The following is a 21073-nucleotide window of genomic DNA, read 5'->3' as shown; positions in this document are numbered from 1 at the left end:
TCCGCGTTAGAACGGGTCACCAGGATTCTTGCATACGCGATGCAGTCCGGGTATCAGGCAGCTAGTTTAACTGACGGGATTTCAGCCCGGGGCCGTCACCGGTCTCACCACTCGATTCGATGTTTCTCGTCGGTCTCGTGGTGCCGGCGATCATCGTCGGCGTGCAGATACAGGCTGGTGGTGCCGAGCGACGCATGCCCAAGGTTGTCGCGCACCAGCCGCAGGTCGACCTGCCGGTCGGCCATGTGCGAACCCGCACTATGCCGCAGCCAGTGCGCCGAGGCCTGCTCGAGCAGCGTGGCGCGAGCCTCGAATTCCGTGCCGCGTGCGCGCAGCTGGCGGGCGGCGCCCGCAAACACGTCCTTGACGATCGCGTGCAGCGCGGCCCGCGTCAGCGGCCGGTGAGGGTCGTCCGTCTTTGTCCGGGACGATTCCGCCGACCTTCCTGCCGATTGTCCCGCCGTACCGTCCGCCGTGCTCCCTGCCGTTTTTCCGATCGGCAGCACGAGCGGCGTGGCCTCATGCGGGGAGGGCAGCGCGGTCATCCCGAGCGACTGCCGGTACCGCGCGAGCTCCGTCATGAGTTCACGCGTCGCGGGCACGAGCCGTTCCCTGTCCCCCTTGCCGTGCACGGTCAGCCACCAGCGCATCGTGCCACCGGCGTCGCGCCGCACGAAGAACTGGCCCATCGTGTTGCTGCGGGCCTTGGCGATGCGCAGGCCGCCCAGATACAGCAGCGTGAACAGCCACCGCACACGGTGATAGTGGGCACGCGCCCGGGCGGTGTCCTGCGGCATCGATGCAATGAAGTCCTTCACCGCCTGCCACAGGCCCGGCTCGAGATAGCGGGTGATGCGCGGCGCGGCCCTGCGGGCGCGCTGGCGGGACAGCGCGAGCGGGTTGCCGGCGAGGTAGCCGGCCTGCACCAGCCACGAGAACAGCGCGTTGAGGATCACCATCGCCTGGCGCGCGCTGACCGGGGAGAGCGGCCCGTAGAACGGGCGCCAGCGCGCATCGCCGCGCGGATGCTTGCGGCCGCCGCCGGCGACCCAGAGTGCGGCGGGCTGCGGATCGGCGAGGAAGCGCTGGTAGCGCAGGCAGTCCTCGTGGGTCAGCGACGACAGCGGCTTGCCCAGTTCCACCAGCGACCAGAGCAGCAGCCGTTCCGCTTCCTTGCGGTAGTTCCCGAAGGTCGTCGGGGTGTCAGCGAAGCGCGCGAGCCACGCGCGGATCGCGTCGAGGTCGTTCGGCGCGGCAATCTGCGCATGGCCGTCCGATGACGCGCGCCTCGCGGCCGAGATCGACCGCCTGAAGGCCGCGGTCCCGAAAACCCGCGAACTGTACCGCGAGGTCTGCGCGCTGCTGTTCTTCCGCTTCGGGCAGGCGCCGACCGCGAACCGCCTGTACCAGCTGGTGAAACGCGGCAGCATGGGCACGCCCGCCGCGGTGCTCGGCGAGTTCTGGACGGAGCTGCGCGAGAAAAGCCGCGTGCGCATCGAGCATCCGGACCTGCCCGCCGATCTGCGTGACGCGGCCGGCGAGCTGGTCGCGACGCTGTGGACGCGGGCGACGGCCTCGGCGCAGGCGGAACTCGACGCGCTGCGCGCGGAAGTGGAAGGGGAGCGCACCGAAGCCGAGCAGCGTGTCGCGGCCGCGCGGGGCGAGCTGGCACGCACCGAAACGGCGCTCGAGCAGCGCACGGCGGCGCTGCTGGCCGCGCAGGTCGAGGTCCGCGAGCTGGAAAAGGCGCAGGTCGAGGGGCACGCGGCGCGCCAGGCGATGGAAGCCGACATCACACGCCTGAAAAGCGAGGCGGTCGCACGCGACCGCGAGCTGGAGAAGGTGCGCGATGGCTTCTCGCGTGATCTGGAGAAGCTGCGCGAAACAGCGGCGCAGTCCGACGAGCGCCTGCGGGCCACGGAAAAGCGCGCGCTGCTCGAGATCGACCGCGAACGGGGCGCGGCCGCGAAGCTGCAGAAGGAGCTCGATGAGCTGAACCGGCGCACTGACCGGCGCGACGCAGAGCATCGCCGCGCCGTCGAGACGCTGCAGGCGCAGCTCGGCGACGCACGTCATCAGGCGGGCGTGCTGCAGGGGCGCCTGGATGCCGTGCAGGCGACGAACGTGACGCTGCATGAGCAGCTTGCGGCAGGGCGTCAGGGGGACGTCCGCGAGATCCGCCCGGCCCGGCCAGGCCGTGCCAAGACCGCTCCTGCAGGGACCACCGCGCCGCGTCCGGCAGCGACACGCCCGTCGCGTGCGGCGCGCGCCGCGTCCGCGCCCGCCAGCAAGACGGCGGCGCGCCGCAAGCGGGGCAAGAGCGATGACAGGTAGTCCCCGCCCGCGCAGGCGACGCCAGGCCCCGGCCTGCCCGCCGATCGGTGCGCTGATGCGCTACAGCGAGCGGACCGTGCGCGTGATCGCCGAAGCGAGCGGCCAGCGCGTGATCATCGAGTCGGTCGACGAGGACGGCCGCACCTTCCGCAGCGTGGTGAAGTGGTCTAATCTGATCGCGCTTGAAGGGCAGCTTTTCTGAGCGCGATGACGATACAGCCGACCATGCAGCAGCTCGATATCTTCGCTGACAGCCGCGACGTGATGTTGCGCAACGACGTGCTGGAGCCGCTGGAGCGGCGTGAGGTGGCGGCCGCGCGAACGGCCCTCGAACGGCTGGCGGGCGAATATCCGGACGATGGTGCGTTGCCTGCGCTGACCGTGCTGGTTGGCGAACTCGAACGCGCATCGACAGCACCCTTTGCCGATCACGCTTCACTGGCCGTGGCCTGCCGTCATCTGGAGGACGAGGTGGTGCCCGCGGCAAGGCGGGTGCTGCCTGCGCAGACGGTTCAGTCCTGGCTTGCCCCGAACTGGCGGGCGCTCGCCCGGCGGGCCGCCTCACTGCCGTTTCGCGGCGCCGACGCGGGCGATCATGCCGGGAGCCATGCTGCGCCGCTGTGGCTGCTGGCGGGAGACGCAGCGGCCGCGCGTACTGCCGTCGAGCGCATCGAATCATGGTGGCGCATCCCGGCACCGCTTGCGTGGATGACCGAGGCGCGCTACCGGACGGACGGGCTGGATGCCGCATGGCCCCTGCTCGCAGAGCTGGCGTGGCTGGCGCCCGGCCGGTTCCCGGCGTTGCTGCGCGTGCTGGGTGACGCTTCGCTGGACGCGCTCCGCCGGCAGTTCGATGCCGGGTTTCCCGGCCTCGGCGAGACGGGAGACTATGTCTGGTTCCCAGCGTGGCTGGTATTGGCGAAGCCTGCGCTGGCGGGCCGGCTGGGTGAGGCGCGGGTCCAGCGTGACCAGGCGGCGTCGCGTGCGACAGCCCTGCTGGGCGAAATCCTGCGTCGGGAGCACGAAGGCGACCAGCACGAACTGGTCAGCCTGCGCCAGGAGTTCAGTCGCCTGCATCCCGCTCTGTTCGACACGTATATGGCAACGCGCAAGGTGCAGCACCGCTAACCCGCGAGTTGCGCGGACCCGACCATTTCGTCACGCACGAACGTGGCCGGACGAGCAAAGAGGTTCTGTCGCACTAACGCGGTCGGCTATGATGTGCGGGACGAAATGAACGACTTGCAGCTCGATGACGACGTTGAATCCGGCGGTGGCCCGAGTGCTCAAACGCCTGCATTATCCACTCGATGTGATCCTGACGTGCGTGCGATGGTACGTGGCCTACCCGTTGAGTCTGCGGCACCTTGAAGAAATGATGGCTGAGCGCGGTGTTTTGGTCGATTACTCGACGGTACACCGCTGGGCCATCAAGTTGCTACCGGTGCTGGGGAAGGCGTTCCGCCGTCGCAAACGCCCGGTGGGCAAGAGCTGGCGCATGGACGAAACGTACAGGTCAAAGGGCAATGGAAGTATCTGTACCGCGCCGTGGACAAGGCGGGCAACACAATCGATTTCCTGCTGCGAGCCCATCGTGACAAGGCTGCCGCGCAGCGCTATTTCGAGAAATCGATCGCCCGCAACGGTGAACCCGACACCGTAACGATTGACAAGAGCGGGGCGAATCTGGCCGCCCTCGAAGCCATCAACGCCGGTCGTGAAACGCCGATCAAAATTCGCCAGAACAAGTATCTGAACAACATCATTGAGCAGGATCACCGGGCAATCAAGCGCCGCACGCGGCCGATGCTGGGTTTCAAGTCTTTCCGCTGCGCGCGGATTCTGCTCGCCGGCATCGAGACGATTCACATGATCGCCAAGGATCAGATGGAAGACTGCGCTCTCGGTCAGACTCGGGCCGACCGCTTCTATTCGTTGGTTGCATAAGCATTCCTTATCGTATCGACCGCGTTCGCGCTGCAAACCTTATCGCGACAGTACCCTCGTCGATGAATCGAATGATCTCGCGTTCACGAACAGTCAGTTTGTCGGGATTGGCTGCTGTTCCCGGTGCGCGAGTCAGCGCGGCGAGATGGCGGAACAAAAGTGCCGCGACGCGTGGCGAGCACAGTAGTTCACCCCGGCCCGCGCGTTCGATCGCATCGAACAGATCCTGTGTCGAGGCTTCGCAAGGCACGAAGCCGGTCACGCCGGCCCTAGCGTACGCCAGCACGTCATGATCCTGCACACGCGCGGCGAAGCCAAGAATTTGCACGCCTGGCACGGCGTCGGCGAGGCGGCGTCCGGCCAGCAACCCGTCTTCAGTGGCTACGTCGAGCAAAATTAGCGTCGGCTCGAAATGGCTCAGCGCTAACAGGGCGGCCTCTGCATTTGCGACCGCAAAGACGGTGCAAACGTTCAGCCGCTGCTGCAGAATGGACGTCAACTCGTCGCGCAACAGGCGCACGAGGCTCACGATAAGGATTCGCCGCCCGTCTTGGCCGAGCGCTCCAGACGGTCTATGATGCGGCTCAGCGGCGGCTTTCATGGGGATACTCCATGCACGCTACGAGCCGTCGTCAGCGTGCATTCGTCGATAGATGTGCTCGTATCGACTCAGGTGACGGCTCGTCTGGCGAGAAAATTTAAGTTATATTCCAAACTTCCAAATGAGTTTGAACTGGCGACGGACGCGGAGTCAAATTAGAAACAGCCCAATGGGAATCCATGGTGTTAATCGTGCGCGGGGATCTTAACTCTCCCAACCGAGTTTGATTTCAACCAAGAATTCTCGATACTACAAATAGGATGTCTAAATATCGACGAATTATTTTATGGATTTATGTTCGTATCCGTCGACCTTTCATGTTCGTTTTCAGGGCGATTAATTATAGAGTGCGAACGAATACATTAATCATGCTAAATGAAATTGACCAGTAAAAAGTAAATGCACTCGAAGCGTGCAGAAGCGAAGCTATTGCTATGTGATCCATATGGAAGTTCTCGATACTTGGAAAGAGATGGGTAGATGTATAGGCTAGGCTAGACCAGATCACGTACATTGCAAGCACATTTTTCACCGAGTTCGCCTTTTCGTTATTATGAGGTGTACCTGCGTACGCATCTGTCGTGATGTATGTGCGGTTGCAGTTGCCTCGTTGCCCATACAATGAACTAGAGCGCGTGCGTAAGAGCACGCGCTTGTCCAGTCAGCTATTTGGCTGCAGCAAATTTGATCACGCCCAGTCCAGCCGTGCCGTCGAAGATCGTGAAATAACCATTCATGAGAGGCAGACCGAGGATCGCGCCGCCGTCCTGCTGCACAGGCGATATCGCTGCCATCGCCTGTCCCACATCAGGCGCGTCAACTTGCCAGTAGATTTGTGGCGGCACGGCGAGCGTTACATTCTGGCCGCCACTGATCCCCTGGAGCGTGAATGAAAGGGACGGCCACTGTCCCAGGTTGAGAGCGGTTGCGGGAATCGGTCGCCCGCCCATCGATTCCCTGAGCAATTCTCGCTGATGGGCCTGCAGTCGAGAAAGAATCCCGTCAATGATCGTCGGACCGAGTACGAGCGTATTTGTACCGCTGTCGACAATCGAGTTGGACGGCATGCCTGGCTGAGGGCGTGTCGGAACAGGGAATTGTTCGGTTCCTACTCCTACCGACAACAGATTGGTGCTATACCAGGCGTCCGCGAGGACGGCAGCAATCTGGAAGTTGCCGGTGTAGAGATCGGTCGCTTCTTCTCCCCCTCCAAGTATCAATACTCCCTGGTTGAGCGGGTCGCTGGCCGGATCGACACCCGCCTTAAGAAAGGAGCGACGCGTAAGGAAGGCCATCTTTTCCTGAAGCACTCCCTCGTTGGCTAACTGCATGAGGCATGGAACAACGGAAGAACGCACACCGTGCTCCACCTGCGATTTCGTATATTTCTTGGGCCACGTGCTTTCAGGTAGTGAATAGGCATCGTCGAGCGCCTGATAAGCCAGCCCCAGAATGCCGTCCGCCTCTCGAAACATGTTGGCAGAGGTCTGGTAGGTAACCGCAACTGCGACGCTTGATCCGGTCACGTTGCCAATCTGTATTGTGTCTTTTAGAACCGACCCCAGCCAGTTACTCCCGTCACCGTACGCGTCGAACTGCGCCAGGTTGGTCGCAGTCGTTCCGTTACCGAGACTTGGTGAATATTTATCGCCGTTGACCGCCAGAGCGCTGCTCCCCGTGTCGAGTATCACATTCAAGGTCTTGGCCGTGCTGCCTGTACCCACAGTTATTGAACCGGTATAGTCTCCGTCCATGTTGATGTTTGTGATGGGAATCCGGACTGACTTTGACATAGCGATCTCCGAGTTGATCTAAGAACCTGCGTCAGCAGGTGCAAGGGTGACGAAATGCCCTTCGCATTTTTTGAATTGATAGTCGAAGAAGACTCAAAGGCAAGGAATTTTCGTCGTGTCGAAGGCATTTCAGAGGTCACCTATTACAACAGGCAAGGCGAAGTTCGCCGGGGTGACCGTCTCTGACGTGCCGCGCCTGAAAGAATGTGAGCAAGAGACCAGCAGACTCAAGCGGCTGCTGGTAGAGACGATGCTCGACAATACCGCTCTGAAGGATACCGATTTGTTCCTTCGCAGGATCGCTTCCTCATTGCTGTTCCTTTTGGGACGGACTTTACACAGAAGCAGGATCAAGCGTGGCACTGGCGTCGGGCGCCGCCTCCAGAGTCTCCTATCGTGGCGTAACGCGACAGCGTGCGCTGAGGTTTGTACAGTCTGACGGCTTACTCTTTGCCCGCACCAAATAACGACGCCCGATCGCGGGTAGGCACATCATCCAATTCTCAAGGCAACAGCGCTAAACGCACACATGTGTCAGTCCAAACACTTTCAAGTGTTCGGCCTGACACATCAAAGATGCCCGAGATTCGTCTCCGACCTCCTGCACACCGAACGTCTCCGTCTCGGATCAGGCCAAAGGCAAAGCAGTCCGTGTCCTTCATCCGGTTGGACGACCTCCGAGCGTACGTCGGCGATGGAGGCAATGGGGGACTCGTCAAGGCTCAATTTGACGCCCACAAAGAGGGCGATCGCCAGCGGCGATGGGACGCCAGACGCGACCATCTTGGCAACGCTTAAAAACGGCTCCAGTATGGAAAGCCCTTTAGAAGCCATGTGAAAGGTCTTTATCTGTTGGTTCGATGAAGGGCACAGAACGACGAAAATCCTCTTGGAATCGACGGACACTTTCCTATACTTCGGGACATCCACGAAGTAAAAGATCTTCAACAAATTGAATCCCGATCGTCCTATGCTTGCCTGACAGGTAACTTCTCAATGGCGATCCACGGATCACCGCGATCAGGGTGAGAACCCTTCGCATCGCTCAATGCACGTCGTGTCACTGATGACTCAGGAGAGGGTTTCGACGCAAATTTGTCGATAGCCCGGTATGTGTTCGGGCGTCGGTTTTTCGCTCCCGGGCGAAGCGAACACGCCCCGGCATGAGATACGGAGATCTGCGATGAGCACAGTTGCAAAAATGGAAGTCCCTTCCGATGAACCGTTGGCCGACGCCACCCCGTACGGGTACGGTCCGGACGATTCGATCAGCGACGCAACTGAAAATGCGGCGGTCACACACCACACAATCGACCTCAACGGAAAGTCGATCGCTTATACGGCGCGAGCTGGTCACCTTGTGACGACCGATACCTACAGCTCACGGTCGGGCGCGAAGCTCTTCTACGTGTCCTTTACGGCCGACGATGCGACGCCATCGACGCGCCCTGTGACATTTTTCTATAACGGCGGTCCGGGCTCGTCGTCGGTATTTCTGCTGTTGGGTTCTTTCGGACCGAGGCGGATCGAAACGAGTATGCCGGCGTTCACGCCACCGGCACCTTATACGCTCGAAGACAATCCGGACAGTCTGCTGGATCTCACGGACCTCGTGTTCATCGATCCCGTTGGCACGGGCTACTCGACCGCGATCGAGCCACATACCAACAAGGACTTCTGGGGCGTCGATGAAGACGCAGGCTGTATCAAACAGTTCATCAAGCGTTACCTGACCGTCTTCAACCGGTGGAACTCCCCGAAGTACCTGTTTGGGGAATCATATGGGACACCGCGCACCTGCGTGCTCACGTGGATGCTGCACGAAGACGGTGTAGATCTGAACGGAATCGTCCTGCAGTCGTCGATTCTCGACTATTCGCAGGCCAGCAACCCGATTGGCGTGCTGCCAACATTTGCGGCCGATGCCTGGTTCCACAAAAAAGTTACCGTGTCACCGGCTCCGGCGGATCTGCCGGGCTTCATGGAGCAGGTAGAGGCATTCGCGGCGGGGCCCTATGTCAATGCTTTGAACAGCTTCCCCAACGTCGCACCGGATGTCCTCCAGCAGATGAGTGACATGCTTGGCATTCCGCCAACGGTTCTGAAGTACTGGCAGCTCAATCCGTCCATGGGAAATGGCTCCGCGTTCCTGACGAGTTTGCTGCTTGACGAAGGGCAGGCCGTTGGCGCCTATGACGGTCGCGTGACGGGCGAAGACACCGGTATTGCCGAATTCATTGCGCCCGACTCTGGCGGCAACGATCCCACGATGGCGGCCGTGAGTGGCGTCTACACGGCAATGTGGAACGTGTATCTCAATGACGAACTGCAGTACTCGTCCATTTCGCCATTCATGGATCTGAACGATCTGGCTTTTGAAAACTGGGATTTCAGCCATGTCGATCCGACGGGCGCGGAAAGGGGCGGTGCCGGGAGCCTCTATACCGCCGGCGATCTGGCCGCTGCGATGGCCGTCAACCCTCACCTGAGGGTGTTTTCGGCGAATGGTTACTACGATGCAGTGACGCCATTCTTCCAGACCCTGATCAATTTCCAGAACATGCCGCTTGATAGCGCGCAAATCCAGAGCAATCTGACCTTCAACAACTATCCATCTGGCCATATGGTCTATCTCGACAACGCATCTCGAACGGCCATGAAGGCGGATCTCTCATCGTTCTATGGCAATGCGCAGGCGCATGTCGAGGCGATCAAGGCGAAAATCAGGCCGGACCAGAAGGCCGTTACGGGCGCCGCAAAATACCGGAAGCGTTTGAGCCGCACGCCGTACTGAATCTTTCAAGGCACAGTTAGCATCGCAAAGTGAGACAATCGTGAACGTATCGCATCGTAAGCTGCCCGGCAGCCTGAGACGTGCCATGCCCGGTTCAAAAGTACTGGGGCAGGCCAATCTGCACGGCGTCATTGACGTGACACTGAAGCTCCGCCGCAAGCAGGCACTGCCGGAACTGGAAGCGCGTCCGACCAACCCGCTGACCAGGGATGAACTTGAGGCGCAATATGGCGCGTCGCAAGACGACATCAACAAGGTGACGCAGGTCATGTCGGGTTTCGGTATCAAGACGGTCAGTTCGAGCGCTGGGGCGCGCACGATCCGATTGTCTGGATCGGTGAGCGCGATGGAGACCGCATTCAACGTCAAGCTCTTCAATTACTCGCACGTGAGCGGGAATTACCGCGGGCGCGTTGGCTATCTGTTCATCCCCGACGAACTGAAAGATGTGGTGCAGGGCGTGTTCGGACTCGACAATCGACGCACCCTGAGACGGCGTCGTCAGCCGGTTCGCGACACGGGCGCGCGGCAGGCGCTTTCGTCGTCGACGCCGAAGTGGTATCTGCCGCAGCAGTTCGGTGAGCACTATCACTTTCCCCAGGGTGACGGGACGGGACAGACAATCGGCATACTCGAATTTGGCGGGGGCTATTTCCCGAACGATCTGACCAGATTCTGCGCGAAGGCCGAGGTTACTGCTCCGCAAGTCACGGCAATCAGTACGGACGGGACATCGACCGAGAGCAAGGACGGCGCGGAAGGCGAAGTGATGCTCGACATTGAAGTCGTCGCGGCTTTGTGTCCGCGCGCGAGCATCGTCGTTTATTTCGCCGCGTGGACGGAACAGGGGATGATTGGCGCGCTGGACGCCGCAATGCAGGACAAGACCAACAATCCTGGCGTGCTGTCGATCAGCTGGGGCGCGCCCGAGGGCACCGACATCTGGTCCGACCAGGCCATGTCGCAGATCAACGAAACGCTGAAAGAGGCGGCGTACCTCGGCATCACGGTATGCGTGGCGGCCGGTGACGACGGTTCGAGCGACGGGCTCGCGGATGGCCACGCGCATGCGGATTTCCCGTCCTCGAGTCCCTACGTCCTCTCGGTCGGCGGAACGACCATCGTTGATCTGGCGGGCACGAACGCGGACGTCGTATGGATGGAGGGTGACGGCTTGCGCGCGGACTCCGGAGGAAGCACGGGCGGCGCCGTCAGTGAGGTGTTTCAGCGCCCAGACTGGCAAAGCAGCATCACGATCCGGTCAGTCAATCCGGGTGCCATCACGGGGCGCTGCATACCCGACGTCGCTGCCAACGCGGACTGGGTTGCCTCGCCCTATCTGCTTGTCGTCGATAACCACGCCGAGCCCAATGGCGGGACAAGCGCCGCGAGCCCACTGTGGGCGGCATTGATCGCGTTGATGAATTGCCAGCTCGATAGCGGAAAGCGCGTCGGTTATCTGACGCCCATGCTGTATCAGGCCTCGGGTTCTGTGGTCGGGCAAACGATCGGCTCCGTTGGGTGTACCGATGTAGTCTCGGGCAACAACGACACGGCGAGTGTAGGCGGCTATAGCGCCGGTCCCGGATACGATGCGGTGTCGGGATGGGGCACGCCTAACGGCCAGGCTCTACTCGATGCGATCAACGCAAGCCTTTCGTCGACCGTGCCTGCATAGTAGCCTGCATCGCCTGTGTCCTCTGCGTCATCTGTGGCGTCTTTGTGACCCGCATCATTCGGTCTTAGGAGGAAAACATGGCAAGCGCGCAAAAGATCATGGTGATTCGCCATGGCGAAAAGCCTCAAGGTGCCATACCACCATACGGCGTCACGATAGATGGTGAACAGGATGTCAATTCGCTGCTCGTCGCAGGATGGAATCGCGCTGGCGCGCTTGCCGTGCTGTTCGCGCCGAGCCGCGGCGAACTTCAAAGCGCGGAGCTGGCAAAGCCGCAAAAAGTCTTTGCAGCATCGGACGATGCGGGCAAGTCCAGCAAACGGCCAGAAGAGACGGTGAGCGTCGTTGGGCAGAAGTTAAAGCTTCAGGTGGATACGTCCTATTCGGTCGGTCAGGAGCAACAACTCGCGACGGCTGCGATGGCATGCAACGGTGTCGTGCTCGTGGGTTGGGAGCACAAGCATATTCCTCTGATCGCCAACGCCATACTCGGCAACACGAGCGCACCGCAAACGTGGCCGGGAGAGCGGTTCGACGTGGTGTGGGTGTTCGATCTCGACTCGACCGGTAGCGCATACCAGTTCAGCCAGGTGTGCCAACTCCTGCTTCCCGGCGACAGTCCGGAACCGATTCTGTGATGTCCAGCTGAGGCCTTTGCCATGAACGCTGCATTCAACTCAGTCAAACATATCGTCGTGCTGATGCTGGAAAACCGTTCGTTCGATCAGATGCTGGGCTTTCTGTACGCGGACCAGGGCAACCGGTCGACGGGCGGGCAACCCTTCGAAGGACTCACGGGCGACGAGACGAACACGGACAGCGCCGGCAACGGCGTTCCCGTGTACAAGATTGTCCATACGGACGAGAACGCCTATTTCATGCCCGGAGCCGATCCGGGTGAGGGCTACGTCGCAACGAACATACAGCTGTTCGGCGCGGCAACGCCCTCGTCGACGCGAGCACCTGATAACGGCGGATTCGTGCGGGATTTTGCAAAGACGCTTCAGTGGGAGGCGGGCAAGAGGTCGATCCTGCCGGGTACGGTCGAGAAGAACATCATGGGCGTCTTCACCCCGGACATGCTCCCGGTGCTCTCAGGGCTTGCGCGTGGCTACGCCGTGTGCGATCACTGGTATGCCCCGGTACCGACGGAAACCATGCCCAATCGTGCCTTCGCCTGCGCAGCGACGAGTCAGGGACACATGGACGACGTAGCGAAAACCTTCACATGCCCCAGCATCTTTGGACGGCTGACAGATGCCGGACAGAGTTGGGCCATCTACGGGTACGACACACCGCCGCTTACGCGGCATAATTTCCCCGATGTGACTAACGCGCCTGAGTCCCACTTCGGACTGTTCAGTGACTTCCAGTCGGCTGCAAAAAATGGCTCGCTGCCCGCATTCAGCTTCCTGGAGCCAAGCTGGGGTTCTTCGGGAAACAGCCAGCATCCTAACTACGATGTCGCGCTCGGCGAGCAGCTGATCTACGACGTCTATCAGTCTGTATTCAAGGGGCCTGACTGGAACCAGACGCTGCTGGTCATAACCTACGATGAACATGGCGGATGCTATGACCACGTGCCTCCGCCATCTAACGCGGTGCCATCCGACTCGCTTGCGGGCGAGTACGGATTCGATTTCAGGCGCTTTGGGGTGCGCGTACCAACCTTGCTGATATCACCCTGGATCGAAGCGGGTACCGTATTCCGTGTGCCTGATGGAACGATGCCGCTCGACCACACGAGCATTCTGAAGACTGCCCAGACGTTATGGGGCATGCCGGCGCTTACCGCCCGCGATGCGGCGGCCCAGGATGTGAGCGGCGTGTTCACGCTTGCAACACCCCGTACGGATGACCCGCTCGCCGGCGTCACCGTACCGACGTCCGGTACGTCCTATCCTGGCGGCGACGCGCCTTCGCATCTGCAAATGATTCACGCTGAACTCGTATCGCAGTTGCCGGTTGCCGACGATCAGGGCCACGCCCACGCTCAAATGCCTGCGCTAAAGACGAGTCAGGACTGCACGGAGTACATCCGGACGCGAACGGAAGCATGGAAGGCGCAGCGCCAGCGCGAAAATGTCAATGCCAAGAACTGAGAACAAGTCGGCGGGATGCACAAACAATTTTTCTGATTCATGCGGCAACTCATGATCACCCGCCTCAGAACGCAACCGCATCGCTGAGAAGTTAGAAAGCGGCACACGTTACTTCGTCTTCAAAGTATCGTGCGTACTCGGCGCGTATGACGCATCGATGGCTGGATTCCGGCTTGACGGGTAACATGAAAATGTTTTTTGGGGCGAGTCATGAAAGTGGATCACTGGCGGTCAACTGCTAACGGGACGGGCTGTGACTATCCCGCCGTCTTCAGGCGACTAGTTCTGACGATCTTCACACTGTTGCTGGCGGGGCTGGGGCAGACTGGCAACGCACAGCTCCACGCAAAAGCAGGTTCTGCCACACCCGTCATGAATAGCTGGAACACCAGTCAGCAAATTATCGAGCATCATCCAACGTGGATCTTCACGCCATCCGCGACACTTGCGAATGGCAAGCGCGGTCTGCTGATCGTTCTGCATGGCTGCATGCAAACGAATACCGTACTCAAAAAGTTTGGCAACCTGGATACGCTTGCGAAGGCTAGAGGCGTCGTAGTCGCAGTACCTTATGTTGGCGCCGATAACTATGGTGGTCCTCCATATAACTGCTGGAATTATGATGGAGCCATCGACGCCAGCGGGAACATGGGCGATCTTATCAAGCTAACGAAGGACATCGAAGGTAACGCGGCTTTGAACATCGACTCTGATCAGGTCTATCTCGTCGGGTTGTCTTCGGGCGGCGCGATAGCGCTTGCAATTGGATGCGAAGCGCCTCAGATTTTTGCCGGCATTGGAGCAATCGCGGGTCCGTCGGTAGGTAGTTCCCAGTTGCTCGCGACTTCGGAGCCTCCGCCCATCAATGTTGACGTTGCGGTTGCCAGATGTAGATCGCTCGCTCAACCCAATGACGCTGCGTTGGCTACCCAGATCACCAGCATCGCATACGGAAATATGGACAAGGACGGCCCCGCCGAAAAGTTCGATTACACTGATCTCAACACGTCTTTCGACAAAATGCACCCTGGGCAGCTGGCAGTGGTAAGCATTCGTTGGAGCGACGATAACGTCGAGGTTCTCAGGCGAATTTATGATGCTGATAGCCTCGGGCCGAAGCAGGATGTGCAAAACGGCTTGGGTACACAGCAGGTCGCATTGAAGGATGGCAAAGAGCGGATTTCGCTTCTGGTTTCAAAGAACATCGGGCATGCCTGGCCTGCCGGCACCGGGCAAGCGAATACGAAAAAAGGCGGACTCTGGATTGCTCAACGCGGGATCGACTACCCGGACTACGTGATGGGTTGGTTCCTGGGTAACAACCTTCGGGCGGGAGTATCGACGTCGTCGTCACAGACGCAGATGTCCCGCTGACGTAGTCGCGCGTGCCTGCAGGAGAGTGTAATGGGTGTTGCACTCATCGCATGGGGCCGCTTCATGAAGGGCGGCGAGAAGGTCACGGTTCCTGCGCCGGACACTGATCCGGGGGCGCCCTGGCTTTGGGATTTTCTTGCAGGCGCGGCAGGAAACCTGCGTCGTGCGGGCTTCACGGCTCTGCAACTGCCGCCCGCGAGCAAGGCGCAAGGTGGCGCAGACGCCGGATGCGATGGCTATGGCGTGTTTGACCCGCGCGATCTCGGAGACAAACCCCAGCAGGGAAGCATTCCGACCCGCTATGGAAGCGCTGACGCCTTGCGCCGGCTGATCGCGTGCTGTCATGCCGCCGGTCTGGATGTGTACCTTGACGTCGTCCTTCATCAACTGATAGGGGAAAACGGTGGCCCAGGTACTTTCCGCTATCTGGGCGCGGATGGTCACACCCTGAATGGTCGCGGGCCGATGCAGCCGGGGTGCTTTCGTGGCGGCACTGACAATCACGATCCCATTCCACCGTTTCGTCCCGAAGACGCAGTCCCTGCGCCTAGAGACGATTTTCCTTTCGGCAGGGAGAAGGTCTATCAAAAATGCGAGCCCGCCGGCTACACGATAAGCGATGCGCTCGACTACGGAGACTGGCTCTTTCGGACCACGGACGCGGACGGCATGCGATTCGACGATGTCAAAGGCACATGGGCGCCGTTCGTGTCGCAGTTCATGCGTTCGAGGTCGATGGCGTCAAAATTCGCTTACGCCGAATACTTCGACGGCAACCCTGAATTGCTTGACGAATGGGCCACGCAACCGCCGATGCAGTCACGCTCGCTGGTCGCGGACTTTACACTGCACTGGGCGCTTCAGGCCGCATGCGACGGTGGCAACGTCGCCGCGCTCAACGGTGCGGGCTATGCGAGCCGTAATCCGTTCCTCGCCTGTACCTTCGTTGATAACCCTGACACCGATACGTCTCCGGGCGAGCAGATTATTTCCAGCAAGCTGCTCGCATATGCTTTCCTGCTCACCACGGAGGGCTACCCGTTCGTCTATGGCAAGGACTATTTCGGCAACGACGTGTGGCCCGGTGCATATGGTCTCAAGCCATGGATCGACAATCTGATATGGATCCACGAGAACCTTGCCTCCGGAAATACGGTTACGAGATATCTCGATGACCATGCAATCGTGCTCGAACGCACGGGTCATCCGGGTCTTCTGGCAGCGCTCAATTTCGACCCGACGAGCGGGCACGAAATCGTCTGCGAAACAGCGTTCGGCGCAAACGTGCGTCTTCACGATTACACGGGCAGGCATCCGGACATCCAGACCGATGCGCAGGGACGCGCAAGCTTGACGTTACCGTCAAACGCACGCCTTGCGGGACAAAGCTACGTTGCGTTCTCACGGTCGGGATTTGATGCCGCGTTTAAGTTGCAGCCGCGCTCGACGTCACAGACCTTTTTCGGTGCCGACGATCTCGATATACCCGCGCTCAGAAACGGCGCAGCGAACGTATCGCGGGTTTATGCCGGTCCGGGTAGTCCGATACGCGCGGCTCTGGAACTTCACGGGGCAGCCTGGGTGCCTGGCGCATCGATAGTGCTAGAACTCGCCCCGCTCGATGGCGCGGTGATCGCAAGCAAGACCATCCGCCACGGCGAAGCTATGGCGGCGCTCGTGGCGAGCGCCCGCGAGCAAGGGTGGCATACCCTGAGCGCGCGGGCCACCGGCCTTGCTGGAACGGCACCCTATGAGATCACCGTCTCATATAACGGTGCGCAACACATGGAGGAGAGTCGGCCATGAACGTCTCCGTTACGACCCGCTCGTTCGATGGCACCCGCTCGGGTGCGCAACTGCACGAGACCGTGCTTACGCCTGCCGCCGTTCGTGCGCGGGGTATCAAGCAGGCACTCGTGCTAAAGACGCCGGACGATCGTCAGCTCGAAGCGCAGCCGCTTTATCTTGCCGGTGCCCGAGTCGGTGGCGGCACACATGACACGATCTTCCAGGCCACGATGGGAAACTGCGTCTATGCGTGGGATGCCGATACGGGATCAGTGCTGTGGCGGACATCTCTCGGCCCACCGGTCAAAAGGGCGAAAGCGATAGACCAGCACCTGATCAACGACCACTGGGGCATACTATCGACGCCCGTCATCGATCTGTCGACGAACCGCCTGTACGTTTGCTATTGGTCCAGTCCGAGCGGAAAGTGGGCCGATGGACACCACTACCTCGCATCGCTCGATATTGCAACGGGCAAGGAGACGCATCCCGCAATTGACTTCGAGGGCGCGACTTTCGATCCGGGGCACAACTTGCACCCGCTCGCATTCAGGTCGCTGGAGCGCAAGCAGCGCGCCGCACTCGCGCTTGTCGATGGGATCGTGCTCGTGCCGTTCGGCACGATTGCCGAATCCGACAATGAAGCGCACGGCTGGCTGATCGCGGTCGACACGCGTAGCTGGAAACAGACGGCCACCTGGTGCTCGACGGCGCGTGGAAGCGGGGGCGGGATCTGGATGAGCGGATCGGGGCCGGCCATTCAAAGCGACGGTTCGATCTGGCTCGTGACGGGCAATGGAGAGTTCGACGGCGTCGTCGATTTCGGTGAGAGTGTCGCGCGCCTTCGCTATGTGCCGCCGCCTGCAAACAACGTGAATGGCAAGTTCGAGGTGACAGGCTGGTGGACTCCGTGGACGGATGATGGCCGCCTCGGCAAGAACCCGGGCGGGGAAGCTGTCGCCGCGCTGTTGCCGGAGCGCATGCCGTCGAATTTTCGCGTAGGGCCATATCTGGCAAGCCTCGGGATGGAGGCCATGGGCGACACGTGGGCCGATCAGGATCTGGGTGCTTCCGGCATTGTGTTGATCGAAGATCTCGGCATCGCGCTCGTTTCCGGCAAGGATGGCATCCTATATACGATCCGCCTGGATCAACCTGGCAATACCAGGCAAGCCGATCTCGCACCGGCCCATGTAGCAGCGAACTTTGCGAAACTGGCTGCCCCGCCCATTCTCTATACCTACTTCGATCCTTCCATCAATCCCGCGCCCACCGACCCCGCCGCGCTCAACGTGTACGCTGCGCAACGCACGCATCATCTGCACGGCACGCCAATTGTCTGGAAGTCGGCCGCACGCGGATGGATGCACTACTGTGGTGGCGAGAACGGCAACTTGCGCGCATGGCAACTGAACGCGGACAAGTCGTCGGCCTATCTTGCATGCAGCGAGGCCTACGCATCACCCGAATGCACGAAGCCTTATGGGGGCATGCCCGGGTGGAGCATCGCGTTGTCCGCAAATGGCGGCGACTCGGCTGTCGTCTGGGCGATGATCCCGTACGGCGACGCCAACATGACAATTACGAACTCGCGCCTGCTCGCCTACGATGCCCAAGACTTCGGACGCTACGCCGACGGCAGCGGACAGATCGTGCCGCTATGGGACTCGCAGGACTGGAACTGGAATCTGCTTCATCCGAAGTTCAACCGGCCGATCGTTGTCGATGGCCGCGTGCTGGTCCCGACTTATGGCGGTGAACTTCTCGTGCTGACCTTGGCTTGAGTGAGCGTGCGCGTGCGCGCGTTTCTCTGGAGCGACACATGAACATCCTCGATTCGACCTTCGTGCTCGGACTCGACAGCGGTCTTTGCTGCCTTATCGTCGGTATCACAGCGCTCCCCTGGAGCACTAGACTCAAGCTCGCGCTCGCATTTGGCATCTGGGATATGTGCGGATCGCTTGCAGGCGCTGTATGCTGCGATATGGTACCGGCGCCTCCGGCGTTGGCCATCTGGCTGTGTTGCGCGGTGCTGCTCGGACTTGCTGCGCGCGTAGGTGTACGCTGGATCAATGTGTTGCCGGCGGTGCTCAGTCTCGACAATCTTGCGGCTGGCGCTGGGGTGAATGATGCAATAGCCGACGGCGTGAGTAGCGCGACGCTTGCGTTGCTCGGGCTATCAGTCGGCGCGATCCTGTTTCGGCTGTTCTCGGGAGCCTGGCCTCAAGCGCTCGATGCAGACCGATTACGAGCGTTGGAAGCGGATGGCTTGAAAGAGGAGCAGTAACGTCATTCTGTACGCAGGCAGGCAGGATCGGTTATTGGAAGCAAACTGCTTGTGATACCTGACCGCACCGGACCAGTCTAATATCGCCGCCTGGACACTCCTGCAAACTAGTCCGCCGGCAGCGCCGTCAGTTTCGCGGCGGGCGTATATTTGCTACGGTTGCGTCAGTAGTGCGCCACTTTCCGGTTCTTCTGTTGGTTGATGGAAGTCTGGACGCGCTGCAAAGCTCGTTCAGTTTGTTGGGTAGGGTAATCGGCTTTCGCGTCACGAAATACGATAAGCGCAGCTTTGAAAGCGCTGGCGGCTCCTTCGAGCCGCGCGGTGTCCGACTCGCGTTCCCGGAGCACCTGGAGCGCGAGGCCGAGGTTGGCCTGTGTCGCCGCCCAATCGATTGGCACTTTCTCGCGGGTCCGCTCCTTGAGCGCTTCACGGTAAGCCGTAAATGAGTCGTCCGGAAGCAGTTAGCGCGTCTGAAGGATGGGTTGTAATCAAATTCAAATTTCGATACAGAACTCGTTTTATTGACAAGAGATTGCAAAGGATTTGTCGATGATCTGCCCGAAGACCTCAGCCTTCAGGCTGGCCCACTGGGCCTTTTTGGGTATCGTCGCTATCGGCGGACGCGCGGGGCAATGCTTAATTGGTCAACATACAACATTCCGCAATCTTTCAAAACGACAACATTGGTCTGCTGCCTGCGTAGCAGATCTGCGGCGCTACGTGCGCTACCGTACATTCATTAACCCGTGTAATGCATGCCTTTGGTGTCGCCGTCTATGTTAAGAGGAGCACCGTCGATATTTTATTGCAACGTAGGTGTTGAGAACTATCTGCGTACGCAATCTTTCAAGTGTGGAGGAGTATTAACCATGTTCCCGCTACGATTCCCTTTCGGTCGACGTAGCTCGAATACCGCCACGCGAGAGCGCCAAGAGCCTCCGAAGGCGGAGGTTCACGACGAACGCACAGACGCACAGATTCCAGAGTCTTTCAGGCAGGTCGAACTGGACCAGATCAAGCGTCACCATGAAGCCACAGGTCTTAGAGTGCCTAAAGACCTGGCGGTTGTCCCGGGACTCGCCATTTCTGGTGGTGGCATCCGCAGTGCTGTCTTTTCGCTTGGCGTTCTTCAGGCACTAGCGGACAGGCACGTCTTGAATAAGTTTGGCTATATTTCGACAGTTTCGGGTGGCAGCTATATCGGAGCGTTTTATGGAAGTATGTTTGTCCCCAACGCAGTAAGAGACGGCAATGAACAAACTCAGAGTGAAACGTTCCAGCAATGCGCGAGAAGTGCGGAAACAACCTTAAATCCCGAAACACCGCCGACAAGTCCGGATGCGGTGACGTCAATTTCGTACTTGCGGGACAACTGTGACTATCTCGCCCCGAACGGATCAGATGACTTCCTGCAGTCAATAGCATTTTCACTTCGGAACTGGTTTGCTCTCCAGTATGTGATCGGAGTTTCCTTGCTCACGATCCTTTTATTTGTCGGGTTCGCGGATAAGGTGTTGCATCTGCGCGGTGTCAGCTGGAACCAATTCGCTCCCGCTTGGAAAACGATGCCAGCAATTGTGGCGGGGTTTGCGCTGGTTGGACTTCTTTCTCCACTGAGCAGAGCATATTGGTTGACGCAAAACCTCGCTCAGGAAACAAGGTTTTTTTATAAGTTCCTTCCCGCTTTTTCAATGATCTCCGTGCTCGTGCTTTCACTTACGACACTGGAGGTATCTACACCCAATACGCTCCATAGAATTTTGACGTTATCTGCAACACTTCCTAGACCGAATGATTACATCTCTTTTGCCGCCTGGTCGGTGATATGCTCTGAAATCCTTGCAGTGTTTTACTACTTTGCCGCTTGGTGGTATATCGGATCGAATCCTTCGGATAACAAATCATGGTTTCCAGGATCTAGCAATCGGCGGACCTCGCGATCCGACAGCAGAGCGTACGTTGATCGGGTACGCAACGCCTTGACGAATGCCTACACAAATCCTCTTCGCTTCTGCGGGCGCAGTTTTCTTACAGGACCTGCGCAACTAATGCTTTGGGCTACGGCGATCGCCCTTATCGACTATGCAGGCTATTGGGGGGATAAGTGCATCCATAATAGTGACGCAATCGAGTGGTGCGATAAAGCAACCAACTGGTTTCATCTCCCGATCATCGCAAGCAGCGCGGCCACGTTATGGGCAATCGCAAAATTTCTACTCGCCGAACGAAAGACAATTACGAGTTCGATGCCAGCGATAAGTCGGCTCTTGTTGGCAACGGTTGCCGTATGCATTGCGAGTGTCTTTACACTTGTATTCTGGTCCGTTGTTGCGCATGCAATCGTAAGAGCCTTAACAGGTTGCTGAAGTACCGGC

16 protein-coding genes and 1 pseudogene are annotated in these 21073 nt (G+C 59.6%); 13 read left to right on the top strand and 4 right to left on the bottom strand.

The window, feature by feature from the left end; translation table 11 throughout:
• Positions 1-104: 104 nt before the first annotated feature.
• On the bottom strand, positions 105-1427 hold the full coding sequence (locus tag AB4Y32_RS31995; RefSeq protein ID WP_368725172.1) for a tyrosine-type recombinase/integrase: 1323 nt from the start codon (positions 1425-1427) through the stop codon (positions 105-107).
• Here AB4Y32_RS31995 and AB4Y32_RS31990 point away from each other — a divergent pair.
• The 4 genes and pseudogenes from AB4Y32_RS31990 to AB4Y32_RS31975 all read left to right on the top strand — a co-directional run bounded on the left by AB4Y32_RS31990 (position 1309) and on the right by AB4Y32_RS31975 (position 4281).
• A complete protein-coding gene (locus AB4Y32_RS31990) occupies positions 1309-2334 on the top strand; it encodes a DNA-binding protein (RefSeq protein ID WP_368725171.1) in 1026 nt (341 codons plus the stop codon). The two genes, AB4Y32_RS31995 and AB4Y32_RS31990, sit on opposite strands and share 119 nt — an antisense overlap.
• Positions 2335-2389: 55 nt before the next feature.
• Entirely contained in the window at positions 2390-2536 is a 147-nt protein-coding gene (locus AB4Y32_RS31985) for a hypothetical protein (protein WP_368725152.1), read from the top strand.
• Positions 2537-2559: 23 nt separating this feature from the next.
• Positions 2560-3462 (top strand): hypothetical protein, encoded by a 903-nt coding sequence (locus tag AB4Y32_RS31980; RefSeq protein ID WP_368725151.1) that lies wholly within the window; start codon positions 2560-2562, stop codon positions 3460-3462.
• 124 nt (positions 3463-3586) lie between these two features.
• Positions 3587-4281, top strand: a pseudogene (locus tag AB4Y32_RS31975) (IS6 family transposase).
• A 7-nt stretch (positions 4282-4288) separates the two neighbouring features.
• Here AB4Y32_RS31975 and AB4Y32_RS31970 read toward each other — a convergent pair.
• Entirely contained in the window at positions 4289-4882 is a 594-nt protein-coding gene (locus AB4Y32_RS31970; RefSeq protein WP_368725150.1) for a response regulator, read from the bottom strand.
• 665 nt (positions 4883-5547) lie between these two features.
• Complete coding sequence (locus AB4Y32_RS31965; protein WP_368725149.1) at positions 5548-6675, bottom strand: pepsin-like aspartic protease; 1128 nt, start codon at positions 6673-6675, stop codon at positions 5548-5550.
• 1183 nt (positions 6676-7858) lie between these two features.
• Here AB4Y32_RS31965 and AB4Y32_RS31955 point away from each other — a divergent pair.
• The 8 genes from AB4Y32_RS31955 to AB4Y32_RS31920 all read left to right on the top strand — a co-directional run bounded on the left by AB4Y32_RS31955 (position 7859) and on the right by AB4Y32_RS31920 (position 18698).
• Positions 7859-9469 (top strand): S10 family peptidase, encoded by a 1611-nt coding sequence (locus tag AB4Y32_RS31955; RefSeq protein WP_368725148.1) that lies wholly within the window; start codon positions 7859-7861, stop codon positions 9467-9469.
• 85 nt (positions 9470-9554) lie between these two features.
• Complete coding sequence (locus AB4Y32_RS31950) at positions 9555-11147, top strand: S53 family peptidase (protein WP_368725147.1); 1593 nt, start codon at positions 9555-9557, stop codon at positions 11145-11147.
• A gap of 77 nt (positions 11148-11224) precedes the next feature.
• The gene (locus AB4Y32_RS31945) at positions 11225-11785 is read left to right on the top strand and encodes a hypothetical protein (RefSeq protein ID WP_368725146.1); all 561 of its coding nucleotides are present in this window, start codon (positions 11225-11227) and stop codon (positions 11783-11785) included.
• A gap of 21 nt (positions 11786-11806) precedes the next feature.
• Entirely contained in the window at positions 11807-13249 is a 1443-nt protein-coding gene (locus tag AB4Y32_RS31940; RefSeq protein WP_368725145.1) for an alkaline phosphatase family protein, read from the top strand.
• 210 nt (positions 13250-13459) lie between these two features.
• Entirely contained in the window at positions 13460-14623 is a 1164-nt protein-coding gene (locus AB4Y32_RS31935; RefSeq protein ID WP_368725144.1) for a PHB depolymerase family esterase, read from the top strand.
• A gap of 30 nt (positions 14624-14653) precedes the next feature.
• Entirely contained in the window at positions 14654-16429 is a 1776-nt protein-coding gene (locus AB4Y32_RS31930) for a hypothetical protein (RefSeq protein WP_368725143.1), read from the top strand.
• Positions 16426-18195 (top strand): PQQ-binding-like beta-propeller repeat protein, encoded by a 1770-nt coding sequence (locus tag AB4Y32_RS31925; RefSeq protein WP_368725142.1) that lies wholly within the window; start codon positions 16426-16428, stop codon positions 18193-18195. Before AB4Y32_RS31930 ends, AB4Y32_RS31925 begins: the two co-directional genes overlap by 4 nt.
• 38 nt (positions 18196-18233) lie before the next feature.
• Positions 18234-18698 (top strand): hypothetical protein, encoded by a 465-nt coding sequence (locus AB4Y32_RS31920; RefSeq protein ID WP_368725141.1) that lies wholly within the window; start codon positions 18234-18236, stop codon positions 18696-18698.
• 164 nt (positions 18699-18862) lie between these two features.
• On the opposite strand, the gene AB4Y32_RS31915 is transcribed toward AB4Y32_RS31920, so the two are convergent.
• Complete coding sequence (locus AB4Y32_RS31915; RefSeq protein ID WP_368725140.1) at positions 18863-19096, bottom strand: hypothetical protein; 234 nt, start codon at positions 19094-19096, stop codon at positions 18863-18865.
• Between the two features lie 471 nt (positions 19097-19567).
• Here AB4Y32_RS31915 and AB4Y32_RS31910 point away from each other — a divergent pair, with 471 nt between their 5' ends.
• Positions 19568-21064: a patatin-like phospholipase family protein gene (locus tag AB4Y32_RS31910; protein WP_368725139.1), complete on the top strand. Its 1497-nt coding sequence runs from the start codon at positions 19568-19570 to the stop codon at positions 21062-21064.
• Positions 21065-21073 lie beyond the last annotated feature (9 nt).

Source organism: Paraburkholderia phymatum (assembly GCF_040965635.1).
Lineage (GTDB): Bacteria > Pseudomonadota > Gammaproteobacteria > Burkholderiales > Burkholderiaceae > Paraburkholderia > Paraburkholderia phymatum_B.
The sequence above is the reverse complement of the archived record's forward strand: the minus strand, read 5'-3'. Positions and strand labels throughout refer to the sequence as shown.